This window comes from Pseudopedobacter saltans DSM 12145 (genome assembly GCF_000190735.1).
GTDB lineage: Bacteria > Bacteroidota > Bacteroidia > Sphingobacteriales > Sphingobacteriaceae > Pseudopedobacter > Pseudopedobacter saltans.
This window is the reverse complement of sequence record NC_015177.1, coordinates 4,220,460-4,236,684: the sequence shown is the minus strand read 5'-3', so window position 1 is coordinate 4,236,684 and position 16,225 is coordinate 4,220,460. Positions and strand designations below refer to the sequence as shown.

The 16,225-nt window shown below is 38.2% G+C and carries 9 protein-coding genes; all 9 read right to left on the bottom strand.

The features are described 5' to 3' along the window. Window positions 1-36 precede the first annotated feature (36 nt). The 9 genes from PEDSA_RS17840 to PEDSA_RS17800 all read right to left on the bottom strand — a co-directional run bounded on the left by PEDSA_RS17840 (window position 37) and on the right by PEDSA_RS17800 (window position 15,778). Window positions 37-1,104 carry a glycoside hydrolase family 99-like domain-containing protein gene (locus PEDSA_RS17840; protein WP_013634565.1) on the bottom strand — a complete coding sequence of 356 codons (1,068 nt, stop codon included), beginning with the start codon at window positions 1,102-1,104 and terminating at the stop codon, window positions 37-39. Between the two features lie 11 nt (window positions 1,105-1,115). Continuing rightward, the gene (locus tag PEDSA_RS17835) at window positions 1,116-2,726 is read right to left on the bottom strand and encodes a SusD/RagB family nutrient-binding outer membrane lipoprotein (RefSeq protein ID WP_013634564.1); all 1,611 of its coding nucleotides are present in this window, start codon (window positions 2,724-2,726) and stop codon (window positions 1,116-1,118) included. Window positions 2,727-2,736: 10 nt separating this feature from the next. Beyond that, window positions 2,737-5,877 carry a SusC/RagA family TonB-linked outer membrane protein gene (locus tag PEDSA_RS17830; protein ID WP_013634563.1) on the bottom strand — a complete coding sequence of 1,047 codons (3,141 nt, stop codon included), beginning with the start codon at window positions 5,875-5,877 and terminating at the stop codon, window positions 2,737-2,739. A gap of 147 nt (window positions 5,878-6,024) precedes the next feature. Then, window positions 6,025-7,155 carry a metallophosphoesterase family protein gene (locus tag PEDSA_RS17825; protein ID WP_013634562.1) on the bottom strand — a complete coding sequence of 377 codons (1,131 nt, stop codon included), beginning with the start codon at window positions 7,153-7,155 and terminating at the stop codon, window positions 6,025-6,027. A gap of 25 nt (window positions 7,156-7,180) precedes the next feature. Beyond that, the gene (locus PEDSA_RS17820) at window positions 7,181-8,767 is read right to left on the bottom strand and encodes a purple acid phosphatase family protein (protein WP_013634561.1); all 1,587 of its coding nucleotides are present in this window, start codon (window positions 8,765-8,767) and stop codon (window positions 7,181-7,183) included. Window positions 8,768-8,826: 59 nt separating this feature from the next. Continuing rightward, on the bottom strand, window positions 8,827-9,966 hold the full coding sequence (locus tag PEDSA_RS17815; RefSeq protein WP_148233553.1) for a metallophosphoesterase family protein: 1,140 nt from the start codon (window positions 9,964-9,966) through the stop codon (window positions 8,827-8,829). A 25-nt stretch (window positions 9,967-9,991) separates the two neighbouring features. After that, window positions 9,992-11,047: a glycoside hydrolase family 99-like domain-containing protein gene (locus PEDSA_RS17810; protein WP_041537148.1), complete on the bottom strand. Its 1,056-nt coding sequence runs from the start codon at window positions 11,045-11,047 to the stop codon at window positions 9,992-9,994. A gap of 10 nt (window positions 11,048-11,057) precedes the next feature. Then, window positions 11,058-12,659, bottom strand: coding sequence for a SusD/RagB family nutrient-binding outer membrane lipoprotein (locus PEDSA_RS17805; RefSeq protein WP_013634558.1), 1,602 nt, complete (start codon window positions 12,657-12,659; stop codon window positions 11,058-11,060). A gap of 11 nt (window positions 12,660-12,670) precedes the next feature. Continuing rightward, window positions 12,671-15,778, bottom strand: coding sequence for a SusC/RagA family TonB-linked outer membrane protein (locus PEDSA_RS17800; protein ID WP_013634557.1), 3,108 nt, complete (start codon window positions 15,776-15,778; stop codon window positions 12,671-12,673). Between the last annotated feature and the right edge of the window lie 447 nt (window positions 15,779-16,225).

Genomic DNA, 16,225 nt, shown 5'->3' with positions numbered 1-16,225 from the left:
ATCGGAAAAACCAACGACTACACATAAATTCATAATCTAATTAACTTTAAACTCTCTTTTTGTGAGCTCAAGAAATTGCTTATTATACTTTTTTGATGGCTCAAGTGCAGTCCCTTTAGAAAAATCATTCCAAGAGTTAATAATCACCATTTGATTTACTCCCATATTGCGTTTAGCGACATTGGCATAATCCACATAGTTCTTTTCTGTTCTGTCTATAATTCGTTGTGTTGCAGCACTGGGTTCATTATAACCCGGAAATATGCAAGGAACAAACTCTACATTAAGTTTATCTAAAGATGCTTTCCAGTTTTGCCAGTTCAGGTCAACAAAGCTGTAAAACGCCCACCATCTATCAAAATCTGCAGTGTTCCAGTTAGAAACCACAATAGCGTCCATTGAAGCCAAGGCATCGGCACTAAAATTAGCCGGAGCTGTCCATCCCGTAGCCAGTTCTCCAATAAAGAACGGGTTAACACCGATGGTTTTCAATTCTGCCCGCAAGGCTTCCATAACCACCTTATAATCAATACTTGTTAACGCAGACGACGATAAATTTAAAGGCGTAATTAAAATCACAGGACGTCCGGCTATATTATAATAGTACTCCTTGCTAATATGTTGTGTTATTAAGGATTTAAATTCGGTAATCATCGTTTGTAATTTTGCTCCTGTTAAAGGCGATGCATTGGTTGCACTTAGATGAGCAGTATTATAACCAATTACCATTTTAACATTTTGTGTAGTACGCCTTGTGGCAAATGCATTTAGCAATGAATTATCTGTAGCCGAAGCATTCCATTTAAAGATCATGTAGTCCACACCTGCTTCATCGGCCCAGGCCAATTGTTTGGGAAATACAGTAGCATCGGTTACTGCATTGTATGATTTTCCACCGGCAGGAACCACTAAAGAGGTATCTGAATGAACTTTATTCCAGTCGGAACTGCTATAGTTAAAATAATAAGTGCCAACAATAGCGTTTGTGCTTAATCTAACCGGCGGAATGTCATATACATACTTTTCTTTGTCGATTAGTTGAGGGTCTTTTTTGCAGGATACAATGAATCCGGCAAGGCATAATATATATAAGATCTTTTTCATTTTTATCTCAATTATTGTGGTAAAGCAGGATTTCTTTTCACGGGCAAAGCGAACCATAGTTTCGTTTTCAATTCATCGGGACCATTTAACCAGGATAAGGCACTGTTTACCGCAGCCTTATTAACCTGATATTCGTTTGGCGGATAGTTTAATCTCTGTGGGATATAAGCATACCCTACTGTCCCCCCTTCACCACCATCTGGATTAAAATGTGGGGGGAACTCTAAAATCTGTGTTCTTCTGATCAATGTCCAGGCGTCCATTGCATTGTAAAAACCGGCTAACCAGGTTTGCATCACAATTTGTCGAAAAGGATCCGGCTGAAGAATAGCACTGGTAGTAATACCTAAGAAATCTTGAAATTCGGGTCCTCTACCGGTAGTATCTACAGCAGAATTCCATTTAATTCCTGGTTGAGCCAAATAGTTATTAATAGCCTGCTGAGCGATGCCATATTTTTTCATTGAAGCCGTAACCCCTTCATTATAATATTGTTCGGCTGTCTTAGCTCCTCCCCACCCTTTTAAAGCAGCTTCTGCTTTTAGAAAGCATGCTTCCTCAAAAGATAAAAACACGTACTCTGCATTGGATTTAAGGAAATAATCTCCTATCTGAGAATAATCTGCAGGCGCTAATGATGAATGTGGGTTTCCATTAGGAAGGCTCACTCCCTTTGGTAGCTGTGATGCCTTGGGTTGCCCTGCATATTGCCCAACAAAAGGACCTTGTTTAGCTGGTTTTGCATATACTGGTAAACGAGGATCATTATAAGGCAACATATGCTGTATCAACGACTCTCCTATAACATTCAGGTTTGCTGCATTCGCCTGTGCCTCTACCACATTATAATTATATAAGAAGCTCCAGGTATCTGAAGTTGCCCCCCAAAATGCATTTGCTGTTTCATCAGCAGAACTTATAGTATTAACCTCATTAGATAAAACATCCCCAACAATTTCTGCTGCTTTACCAGAAGAAGCATTCGAAATTTGCAATGCGATACGCAGGCGCAAAGTATTGGCAAACTTTTTCCATTTCAGCAGATTACCCGCAAATATAGGGTCTGCATTTGCCGGATAGATATCCCCTTTAAGATCAATAGCATTTGCTGCTTCTTTTAAATCATTCAAAAGGTTTAAATAAATATCTTCTTCTTTATCATAAGAGATGTATACCTCTCCAGTTAAAGCATTAGTTTTTGGAACGCTCCCCCATATAGCAACTATGTTTGCATATATATACGATTCAAAAATTCTGGCTATGGCTACCCGGTTCTTGTAAGACGGATTATCCGCATAATTTAATTGTATTTGATGAACTGGTTGCAGGCAAGAAACATATAAGGTTTGCCAATAACTGTTTACTGTACTGGCAAAGGTATAGTAACGCTGCAGCTGTCCGCCCCCTACGGATACGTAATTAGAATAGTGCGACAAAGTCACGCGGCGCATATCTCCGCCGAATAAATTTATTGTCTTAAGTACCGAAGTATTTAGTAAATATTCCGGATCTACACTGTTAGGATTATTTGGATTGATATTAGTCGTTTCGAGTTCTTTCTGACAAGAGGTAAACGACAGCGTAAACAATAAAAACAGTAATTTTATATATGTATTTTTCATGCTTTTTCAATTAAAAGGTTAACCTTAAGTCTACTCCATATGTCGAAGATGGAGGTAACGAACCATATTCTATTCCCTGCCCGTTACCCGAGGTCACACTGGCTTCCGGATCAATTCCTTTGGGAGCATTTTTATGAATAGTCCACAGATTTCTTCCGGATAAGGATATTCGGGCGTTTGAAATGAAGGTTTTCTTTAAAACTTTAGCAGGAAGGTTATATCCTAAAACGACTTCTCGTAGCTTAACAAACGAAGCATCAAACATTTGCATTTCGTCAATATTTGAAAAACCATTAGATTGCGTTGAGATATATTTATTATTAGGTGTACCATCTTCGAAGTAAGCATCCTTAAAAATAAAGCCTCCCGTTAAACTGGCTGCAGACTCTCCATAGATATAACTATGCAGATAATAATCTTCTCTTCCCTCTAATGTGCTGGCAAGTGCCCCTGAAATGTACGAACGTCTGTAGGTACCTGAATAGAAACGCCCACCTTTTCGAATATCTATCAGGAAATTCAGGTTAAATCTTTTATACTGTAAAGAGTTGCTTATTCCTCCAGTCCAGTCGGGCAGCGCATTACCTAAAACAATATTAGGATCGGCTATAGGAAGTCCACTTTCAGACACCAGTTTGCGCCCCATATCATCGCGCTTCCATCCTGCACCTCTGATAACCCCATAAGGCTGATCAACTTCTGCAAATACCAACAATCGGCCAAACCATGAATTCAATTGAAAGCTATTTACTCCTTCTACAAGGCTTTTTACTTTGGAATTATTTTTAGCATAATTGGTTAAGATATTCCACGAAAAATTTCTGGTCTTTATCGGGCTTCCCGACAAAACAATCTCTGTTCCCCAGTTTTGAATCTCCCCTGCATTATAATAGCGACGGGTATAACCACTTGCCGGTGTAATCTGAGCGGTTACAATCTGGTTTGTGGTGGAAGTTCTGTAGTGAGTGGCTCCAAAAGTGATACGATCTTTCAAAAACCGCAAATCTAAACCATATTCTACAGAACCTGTTTTTTCCGGCTTCAGACCAGGATTAAAAAAAGTAGATGATAAAGACGCATAAGCCTGACTGTTATAAATACCGTCAAATGTATAAGTTGGCACTATCTGGTAAGGACTGGTATCATTTCCTACGACTGCATACGATGCTCGGATTTTTCCAAATGACAGAATGCTCTTAGGAATCCCTTTAAAAGCGTCCGTAAACACAAAAGATCCTCCAACAGACGGATAAAAATAAGAGTTGTTACCAACTGGTAACGTAGATGACCAGTCATTTCTTGCCGTTACATCTAAATACAGATATCCATTATATCCCCATGACGTGGAACCATATACTGAATAAATTATTTTATCCGAATTAAATTGGCTAACGACCGGAAATTCACCAGAATTCGACAAATTAATTAAGCCTGGTTGAATCAAAGAATTGATACTCTGGCTATTTTTACCGACTATGGTTTGAAAACGACCAGCTCCAATAAATGAGTTAACGGATAATTTGCCAAAGCTATTATTAGCAAATAAAATTACATCTGCATTGGTACTTTGCAGTGTATTATTCATGGTACTCATACTTCCATTAGGATTACTTTGAGCTCCTTTATTGTTAAAAGTATAACCATTTAGCCAATACATCTCCGTTCCCAATTTGGCATTAACTTTAAGCCAGTTATTAATTTTGGCGTTTACGTTAAAAGCGCCAAGCAGTTGATTTTTTGTATCCTGATTTGGATTTTCATGTATGGCCCAATATGGATTTAAGAATTCACGATGTGTATTTATTTCATTACCATAAATATTTTTATACTCACTGAACTCTGAAAGCTGATCATCACGTACCATAAAGGCATATTGATAAACTGGATTTTTAGTACTTCCGTTCATATACTGCCTGTTGGTAACTTTATTCCTGATAAAAGTAACTTTGGAATCCATATCCAACCATCTATTAAATTTGTTAAGGACACGGATATTGGCATTGTGCCTTCTATTGTCATTAATGCCTGCTACAACACTCCCTCCCGAGTAATTAGTATATGAAAACCTATAATTATTTTCGGTGTTCCCTCCTTCTATAGCCAGTGAGTTTGTTAGCATGGCTGCCGTTTGATAAAAATCCTGAACATTATTTGGCTGAGCTACGTATTGTTTTGGCTTTCCATTTATACTGATAACTGGCTGCCCCAGCATGGGAGCACCCCAGCTTCTGTAAAAAACTCCAAGGTCTGGTATACGCTCGGGATTATTTGTTGAGCCAGATCCCTCTAGTTTAAAACTATTACCTGCTCCAAACATATCCTGGTATTCCGGATATTCTGAAATACGTTGAAAAGTAGAATTAGAATTAAAAGAAACTTTAAACTTAACTCCCGAAGATCGCTTAGTAGTAATTAATATTGCCCCATTTGCCGCTCTGGACCCATATAATGCAGCGGCGTTAGGCCCTTTTAAAACTTCGATGCTCTCTACATCTTCCGGATTGATATTGGCAGCTATATTTCCGTAATCAAGGTTATTATTTCCTGAAGTAGTTACTTTGGCATCTCCGGTTTCGTTATCTACCGGTATACCATCGATTACAAAAAGTGGCTGGTTATTTCCTGTAATCGAATTATTTCCACGAATCACAACACGGGCCGAACCAGTATTAGTTGACGGGGGAGTTATCTGTACACCAGCCAGTCGACCTGATAAAGAGGACATAATATTGGTAGACGGCGCTTCAGTCAGTGTAGAAATATCCATACCCTGCCGGGAATAACTCAAAGCTTTGGTTTCTCTTTTAATACCTAATGCGGTAACCGCGACGCTCTGTAACTCTGTACTCTCAGAAGACATACCAACATTAATCACCAAACGACCGTTGATTTGTTCTGTAACAGTACTCATCCCCATAAAACTAAAGACCAATTCCGTGGCATTGGCCGGAACTTTTAACGTGTAACTACCGCTTAAGTTAGTTATTGTACCGCCTTTTTTGCCTTCTTTAGTATTAATAAACACATTCACACCAGGTAAAGGAGATCCGTCAGATCCATCGGTTACTATACCACTAACGGTAATTTGCTGCGCACTTAAATAGAATGGAATAAGCCACAACAAGATGGTTAAGTAATTGATTATTTTCATATTTACATATTTGGTTATAGCTTATTGCTATTAATAGCACAATTCTAAGCTTAACAGTTTAATGAAAGATTAATAAAAGATTAATAGCTACCCGAATTATGTTTTTTTTTAAAATTCATGTACCATATCTGCTATTGACCGCAGTCTTTATTTTAGTTTTTGTAGTTCTGTAAGGTTAATTGTTTCAAATGGACTTTCTGATAAACCATTATAGTAATTAAGCTTTACCTCTCCATTCACTCCTGAAATAGCTATTACGCCGTACCCGGGCAGATCGGCGCGAGAAAATTTAAGTACATTCTTTCTTTCCTCTTCCAGAAGTTTATACCTCACTAACTTATTATCAGGTTGCCAATCGGCTTTTTCAGTAACCCATTGTTCACCTTTGTATTCTGTAGTTAAGTTTTTTGGTTTAGGTGGCTCGAGACTGCGGTTTACACTATTTATCATTACCTGAACAATATTTCCGGAAGCTGTCTTTCTACTTAATACGGAATACTCGTGAAGATGACCGGCCAACACGATGACTTTATGCCTGGCAAGTAGATTTAAAAAGCGTTCTCTAAGTTTGCTATCCTCCACCGGACGGCGGATTCCACTTAGCAAATGCCAACACCTATGTGTAACCGGAATGACGGGCTGATGAGTGATTAAAAATTTATATTTCGCTTTCGATGCTGCCAGCTCCTTTTCTAAGAAAGTAACCATATCTATTTCAGGCACATTTCTATCTTTACTGAAGAACTGATCAAGCACAAAAAATTCTGTCTGCTCACTTATCCTATAAGTATACATTCCATGCCCAATTAGCTTACCTATTTGCCCTTCTATAAAAGGTCGAATAACTTCCTGCCATGCTTCTGGTTGTCCGGGGCTGTTACTAACATCATGATTTCCCTTCGCTAAAACCCATGGTACAGAAAGATTCACAGAATATAGTAAGTCAACAGCTCCACGGTTCATTTGTCTGGCTAAATGTGCGTTGCCAGAAACTCCTTCTACTAAATCGCCCAGCTGTACCACCGCCTTTACTTTAGGCGTTAGCACCTCCGACTGCCTTTTTATTACTTGTAGAAATTTTGGCATATAGAAGGCCGTATATTGAGGATATTCATTAAATATTTGTTGAAAATCCTGAGGACGTGTCATTACGTAATCCAGATCGTGATCTTCTATACGATCATAATGCATATCACCCAGAACTATAAAACTTTCATCTTGTGCTTTTAAGGTTAAGTAGCCAACCCCAAAAAAGAATATAAAGAGTAACTTTTTCATCTAATTCTTTAAGTTTATATATACTTTATTTTATACCTTCTACTTCGAAAACTTCTCTGACACGATTATTTTCATCTTTTACCATATAATAAGTTTTACCTGATACTGTAGGAACTTTGATAGTTTTACCTGTATCTTTTACTGATTCATTCCACACATATTTGCCGTTATAAGATGCTCTTAGTGAGGCCTGTTTTCCCTCGCTCAATTTTAAACTCTTTTTTTTATCTATGTTTTTCAACATTGTGAATTGATCCCGTATAATTCCATCGGCGCATATCCATTTCAGGTCCAAACGGTTATTATTAACTTCAACCATCACGGCACCTCCTATTTCGGCGTTAGAGTAGGGCATTGCATCATGAGGCCAGGACGGCTGGGTATTCGAATCAAGTTTGCCTGCCGAACCTGTTACCACATATACTGTTCCCTGATTACTATTTTCTTTAATATATGGGCTATACCTGTTATCAGTATTAAAAGCTCCGGAAGAATTATCCAGATTGTATTTTTCTGAGAAAGAAGCTTCAAACCCATAATGGCCTTTCATCAATTTTGAACGTTCGTAACTATGACTGTGGCCTCCCAAAATCAAATCAACGCCATAACGTTCCACAATAGGTAACAAGTTTTCGCGAAGTTTCACCATCGTAATTTCTTTGTCGGAACTGTGTCCACCCATAGAGTATGGGGGATGGTGCCAGAAAACAACAATCCAGTCTTGTTTCTTATGCGCATATTCCAGATCCTTTTTCATCCACTGTACTTGTGTACTTAGGGTATCAGAAAGCTTCAGTCCGTTTTCATCTATGTAATAAGAGTCTAGGGATATAAAGTGTATATTTCCAATATCAAAAGAGAAATAGGAGGGATTATAAGAAGGGACACCGCCCGCTTCGCCATTAATAGGCATAGTAAAGTTTTTAAAATACGCCACCTCGCGGGTCCGTTGATTTTTACCTCTGTACTTCCCTACATCTAAATAATCATGGTTCCCAGTGGTTGGATACATCGGGTATTTTTTCAAAAATTCCTGCTGAAAAATCTCAAAAAAATTAGATTGATATTCTGCATCAGTTCCACTTTCATAAGCGTTATCTCCAAGTAGTATCCAGGCGTTCATATATTCGTTTCCCAGATACTTTACAAACTGATCGCGAATATCTTTTTGATTTTGAGATCTATTTCCTGCATCTCCAAAAAAGCCTATACGATAAATCCCTTTGCTTCCTTTTAAAGGCAGTGTATAAAAATAGTTAGCAGTATCGCCCTGTAGTGTATGTGTTAGACCTCCTATCGAATAGTAATATCTGGTATCCGGTTTTAATTCATGAAGAGCTACAATATGTTCCAAAGAAATGGAGTCATTCTCTACAGAAAACTCCAGATTTTCAGCTGAAGTTCCATATCGAACCACTCCCCTTTCCAACACATTGGTTCTCCATCTTATTACGATACTATTACTCGAGGCGGCCTGTAAATAAGGACCTCTAGTTAATAGTGATTGGGGATTTTTCTCTTCTTTAGCACCTATTTCATCTAAAGCCAAACTGCCATAAACCTGTACAGAAAGGGAAAAAAGAATCCATAAGAATATTATAGCCTTTTTCATGCGAATGGGTTTTAATTGATTTCCGTAGGAGTTTTAATCCTACGGAATGTTTATAAAAATTATATGGTAGCACCAGGTAAGTCGGTTAGTCTTACCGTAGTCCATGGTGTTTTGTCTACATTTTTGTATATAACAATATCTACATCATTTTTTGCGGATATCATTACATTTGCATAACCACAGAAATCTGCATATTCATAATGTTTGATGAAAGGCTTTTCGTTTTCCAGGTTTACTTTACGCTCGCTAAGTGTTGTTGGAGAAAAACGAGGTTCTAAATTGACCAAATCAGCATTATAGGATTCTACTCCTTTTAAATGATTTTTAACAGGTGCATCTGGTGACGGAATAACACTACCAACACATACCTGAATAAGGCTTCCTTCGGGTGTAGTCCGGGTCAGTACCGAGGTTTTATGCAAATGTCCGCAAAGTACAATCGCTCTGTGTTTCCCCAATAAGTTCACTAATTCTTCTCTTTCTTTTTCTTGTCCGGGCTTACCGAAGACATGCCAATTAGATCTTGCATCAAATGGTATGATTGGCGCGTGAACAGAAAAAAACAGTAAATCTTCCTTATGTTCAGCCAATACCCTTTTTAACCAGATCATACTTTCTTTTAAACGGTAACAATCGAAAAATATAAATCGGGCTTTTTTATGAACAAATGTAGCATTAGCAGTATTCACCGCTGTTTTCAATTCTTTACTTTGCCACGGCAATACCGTTTCATTATACATCTCATTTGCTCCTTCTCCCGTTACATCGTGATTACCTTTAATCACAAAGAAAGGCCTTTTTAGCTCTTGCTCTTTTACCAGAGCTATAAATTCTGTTACCTGCTTTGTAGCCAATTGTTCAGAACCGCAAAGCCCTTCTACAAAATCACCCAACTGCAACCAAAAATCAACATTCAACTGTTTAGCTTTTTCTTTAGCAACTTCTAATAAAAGCGGAAGGTTCTCTCTGGTGATACGTGAATAGTTTTCTATTTGTGTTATATCATTCGGATATTTTAATTTCACATAATCCATATCGTGATGTTCCAGCTTATCGTAATGGAGATCGCCCAATAAGACAAAATTGAAACCATTACCTTTACTTGGAATAAAATCGAAAGCTGAAGTTCCTAAGGGTAAAGCCACCGCCAAAGCCCCCATCGAAGCTATAAATTTTCTTCTGTTTAATTCGTTAGACATACTATTTGGTTTATATCGTTTTGTCTTAATGATTAACTTTAAACTCTTTTCTTGTGGTTTCCAGGAATACCAAACCATTTTCCTTGGTAGGTTCTATGGCTGTACCTGTTTGGAAATTATTCCAGGAATTTATCAATACAATTCTTTTTGCTCCCAAATTCCGTTTAGCTACATTGCTATACTTTGAATAAAACGCTACATCAGGATTCAAATCGTATTTTTTACTTGTGGGAGTCATTACCTTATCGTTATATCCCGGAAATATACAGGGTACAAAATCAACATTCCACACTTTGGTAGAATCGGTCCAGTTTTTCCAGTTCATATCGCTGAATGAGGGAAAAAACACAAAACGATCATATACATCGGTAGACCAATCTTTCAATACTACCGCATCCATGGATTTCACTGCAGGTTTATAACGCTGAGGAGGTAACCAACCCGAGGTAATTTCTCCAATAATATAAAGGTCTACACCGACTTCTTTCATGGCGGCTTTTAGCGCAGGTATTACAGTACCATAATCTATACTGTTTGCCGCACTCGAAGAAAGATTCAGAGGACTGATTCCAACTACGGGCTGGCCATTAATCTTATAATAGTAATCTTGATTAAAATGTGTATTTGCCAAGCTTTTAAACTCGTTAATCATAGTGGTTAATTTAGCCCCGGTCAACGGTGATGTATTTGACACAGATAAATGGGCAGTACTGTAATTAATTACCATTTTCACTTTGCTGTTCCTTCCATTGATAAAACTATTAAGCTGCGCATTTCCTGAAGTACCATTCCAGGTAAAAACAAAGAAGTCCAGCCGGGCATCGTCAGCCCATTTACGGTGCTGTTCCATAATACTCGCATCTAAAGCACTATATTCGCCCAATGCCGGGGCATAAGTATACTTCTTAGCCCAATCAGATGCGGTATAATTTGAGTAATAAGCTCCGGTTATCACATCCTCTGTAATCACCACCGGCTCAATTTCGTAATTGAAATCAGGTGGCAAATATTGATTTTCCTTTTTACATGATGCAGTTAATACAACCAGCATTAAAACATATATTATTTGTCTAATTTTCATTTTGTTAATATTAATGTGGCAGATAAGGATTTTTCTTAAGTGGGAGCGCAAACCATAACTTAGTAAACAAATCATCAGGTCCGCTTAACCATGAAACTGCTTTTTCCACTTCAGCTCTGTTGGTTTGATATTCATCAATCGGGTAAAGGATACGATCTGGCAGATATGCATAGTCACCGTCATAGGTTGCAAATTGAGGTTGAAATTCCAACACTCTGGTCCGTCTTATTAAAGCCCAGGCATCCACTCCCTGCATAGGTATAGCTAACCAGTGCTGCATTGTTATCTGTCTGGAAAAATCGCCTGCAGGCACATAACTGGAACATATTCTTAACCAGTCTTTAAACTGAGCCTGTCGACCTACCGTATCAGAAGCGGTTCCCCACTTAATTCCCGGGGTATTTTTATAGGTGTTTGCCTGTGCTGATGAAAGGCCGTAGCGATTAAAAGACGCATCTATACCTTCGTAATAGTACCCTGCTGCGTTTGAAGTTCCCCACCAACCTTTAAGCGCCGCCTCTGCCTTCAAAAAGCATGCTTCTGCATAAGACAAAAAAACATACTCAGCATCCGGCTTAAGAAAACGTTCTCCGATATACGAATAGTCATCTTGCTTTAAACCGCTATGTGGGTTTTCCAAACCTCCCGAGAAGGTACTTCCACCACCATAAGAAATATTTTGTCCAAAGTATTCGCCTTTTTTTGGTCCTTGGGTGGCACGCTGCGCATAAATACCGATACGCGGATCTCCGTAAGGCAACGTGTGATATACCAACGATTCGCAAAGGACAGGAATAGTTGCTTTATTGGCTGTATAATTGTAAACTACCCGATCATATAAAGGACTCCAGGTATCACTTGTGGTACCCCAATTTGCTGCGGCGGTTTCATTCTGCGTTTTAATAATAGCATCTTCATTCCGGGAAATTTCCTGTACTACCCTTTTAGCAGTTTCAGGATCTCCGTTAGGCGCCTCATTTGATATTCTCAAAGCAATCCTTAAACGTAAGGTATTAGCAAATTTTTTCCATTTCAGCAGATCGCCACCATAAACTTTATCAGCAGCAGCAGAAAAAGTATCTCCTGATAAATCAATTGATTCTGATAGTATTTTCAGGTCGTCCAGAAGTTTGTAATAGACATCCTGTTCCTTAGTATAAGGAATGCTGGGATCCCCGTTTAATGCTCCATCAGTAGGAATACTTCCCCAAATAGAAACGGCATTAGATAGAATATAATTTTTCCAGATACGCGCTATCGCAACACGATTTTTATATGCGGGATTATCTTTAAAATTCTGCTCGATTTGATGTACCGGTTGAAGACTTTTAATGTACGTATCCACCCAGTAGGCAGTATTTTCACTATGACTATAGGTGTAACGTTGAAATGAACCCTGAAAACCTGAATAGTGTTGTGTATAGTTAAAGAAAACAACACGATTCATATTACCTCCATACAGATTCATTGTTTCAAAAATGGAGGTCGTAAAAAGAAAATCAGGTTCTACTTTTACGGGACGATTAGGATCTGTATTTATTTCCTTAAAGTCTTTCGTACAGGAAAATAGTCCTAATACACATATATACAAAAATAAAAGGTTTGATTTCATAATAATGCTCGTTAAAATGTAAGTCTGATGTTTAAACCGTATATAGCATTTGGCGGAAGTGCTCCATTTTCAATTCCCTGTCCATTGCCTGATGTTGACGTGGCTTCCGGATCAAGTCCCAGAGGTGTTTTTCTGTATAAAATCGCAAGATTACGACCTGATAAAGAGAATCTCGCACTCTTAATTGGAGTTTTTTTCAAAATGGATGCAGGTAAATTGTATCCGAGTGCTATTTCCCTCAATTTAATGTAAGAAGCATCATAGATTACAAATTCAGCGTAATTAGGACGGGCATATTCATAGTTTTGAGGAGTAACAAATTTATCGTTCTTTGTTCCATCCGCAAAGTAAGCATCCCACTTAGCGCCACCACTTAGTTCACTTCCGCTTTCGCCCCATATAACTGTATTACGATAATAGTCATCCCTTCCATACAGCGTTTCCGCTAAAACTCCGTTAGTTAACATAGCAGATATACTCCGAGAATACATTATTCCGCCCATCTTGAAATCAAACAGCAAGCCCAGGTCGAAACGTTTGTATCTGAAAGTGTTATACACTCCCCCAAGCCAATCGGGTGTTGCTGTTCCAAAAGCCATATCATTATCTTTTACCAACAACGATCCTCCGTCTTCGAGCAGCATATGACCTTGCGCATCTCTGGCCACACCTAAGCCTCGCAGATAAGCATAAGGTTTACCCACCTCGGCATATACATATAAATAACTGGAATAATTGTTCAATTGAAAGCGGTCTATTCCATCAATCAGTTCAACAACCTCGGAGTTATTTTTTGAATAATTGATTTGACTTGTCCAGGAGAAGTTCTTTGAATTAATGATTTTAGCACTTGCTGTTGCTTCAAAACCCCAGTTTTTTATTTTACCGGCATTATACAAACGGCGCTGATAACCACTGGAAGCAGGTAACTGTGCAGAAACAATCTGATTGGTAGTTGCCGCATTATAGTAAGTTCCATCAAATGTCAGACGATTATTAAAAAACCGTAAATCTACTCCCATTTCATACGAAGCTGTGCGCTCTGGCTTTAAATCAGGGTTATTCATGGTAGTTCCTAAGGAAGCTATTGGAGCACCATTGAAAAAGCCATTAAAAGTATAAGCCTGGGCTAAGCGATAAGGATCTGTATCGTTACCTACAACAGCATAAGATCCTCTCAATTTAGCGAAACTTAAAAAGCCGCTTTTCAGACCAAGCAGATCACTTACTATAACAGTTCCTCCAATTGAAGGATAGAAATAAGAGTTGTTACCTTCAGGAAGAGTCGAAGACCAATCGTTTCTTCCAGTAACATCTATATAAGCATAGCCTTTATATCCAACAGATAGGGATCCGAATACTGAATTGAGCTTCTTCTTGCGAATATCCTGAGATACCGTAGGAAACTCCTTTGCATTTGAAATATTTATTAGGCCAGGTTGAAGAAGTGAACTGATACGTTGTTCTCTTTTTTCATAATTCGAACTAAAACTACTCGCGCCCAAGTTAGCCAATATCGAAAACTCACTCATCTTTCTTTTTGCTGTAAGAATACCTTCAAGGTTGATGTTTTGTTGTTTGGTATTAAAGGTTCTCATATAACCATCCGGGTTACTAGCGACGATTGAACCTGCATTATTAAACTCAAACCCATCCCACACATAAACATCTGCTCCTAAACGCCCCTTGAAATCCAGCCATTTATTAATATTCATAGACGGATTGATTGAAGCAATTACTCTATCTTTTGTATCCTTATTTGGATTTTCATTGATTACCCAGTAAGGATTACTGAAATTCCGGTGTGTCCCGATTTCTTTTCCGGTTTCAGCATCTTTGTAAGGCATAAGTTCAGCGAGGTCGGTACTTCTTGCCATATGGGTATATAGATTTGTCGGATTTCGCCCATTCGAATTTGAATATTGTCTATTCTCCACTATATTTCGAATAAAGCTTATCTTACTATCGACTTTAACTATCTTAGAAAAAGTATTTTGCAGGCGTAAATCCGCGGAATGCTTTCCGTTCAAATTAAACCCATCAACCACGCTTGTACCTTTATAATTGGTGTATGCAAAGCGATACGTATTCCCGGGTGTTCCGCCTTCCACTGCCAAGGCATTGGTAAGTAAAGAGGCTTTAGAATAAAAATCTTTTACATTGTTCGGTTGCGGCAGATATGGTTTAATCTCTCCATTTAGAGCCACATAAGGCTGTCCCAGCATTGGAGATCCCCAGCTTCGGTAATTGTTAATAGCCTGCGGTATAGAATTTTTATTGTCGATATAGAAGGAAGTACCTACCCCATAAGCATTTTGGTATTCGGGGAACTCTGTAAGGCTTTGCAACATCAAACTAGAGTTTAATGATACTTTAAACTTGGGTGTTCCTTTTTTTGTAGTAACTAAAATTACGCCATTAGCTGCCCTGGATCCATATAAAGCTGATGCATTTGGGCCTTTTAGTACTTCTATGCTTTCAACATCTTCGTAATTTATGTCTGCAGCATTATTTCCGTAATCGATATTTCCGTCACCAGCGGTATTATCTATCGGCATCCCATCCACAACGAATAACGGCTGATTATTACCTGTAAGTGAACTGTTTCCTCTGATTACTATACGGGCAGATCCTGTATTAAGTCCAGGAGGAACAATTTGTACACCTGCAATTTTACCCGACAAAGAATTCAAAATGTTTGTACTCTTAGTTTCGTTCATCGCGTCAACATCTATTCCCTGAGTACTATAGCTTAACGACTTAACTTCTCTTTCTATGCCCAAAGCAGTAACAACCACTTCCGATAGTTTGGTATCCTGAGGGAATAATTGTACGTTAATTGTTTTTCTTCCATTAATTTTCTCTACTGCATCTTGCATTCCAACGGATCTGAAGACCAGAGCAATAGCATTTGCCGATACCTGGATAGTATAATTGCCTTCAGTATTTGTCATGGTCCCCGACTTTTGTCCGTTCTCGGTTTTAACAAGAACGCTCACCCCTGGAAGAGGCGAACCATCAGAAGAATCGATGACTTTACCGCTAATAACATTTTGCTGCGCATTCAAATAGAATGGATGCAAACCTATTATTATTAATAAGTATTTAATTATTTTCATATAATTCTATTCTTGGAGTTATTTAAATAAAAATTGACAGTTGTATAAGGCATTAAATTATGCCGGTACAATTTGGTTAGTCCGTCAGGATGACAAGGGCCCCTGGTACAATATAAAAACATAATTGTTCTATTAATTTGCTTCGGCAAGTGTACACAAGGGGGTCTAATAAAAGATTAATAAAAGATTAATTTTAAACTTTAAAGGCACTTTTTAGAAAAAATCGAAGCGCAGGAGTACCGCTCATCTTCACTATAACGGAGAGAAATTCCTTCACATAGCAGAAAAAGACCTAAGCATAAAGACTCCACATCATTTCTGAAAGGATAGATGATTTTTCCCGGTCTATCTAAAAAAACAAGAACCCTTTGGAAAAGCAAAGTTGTTAAATCTAGTACCGACAGGAACTTTTGTATAGGTGAGTCGAAATATATTTTAAAAACCGTA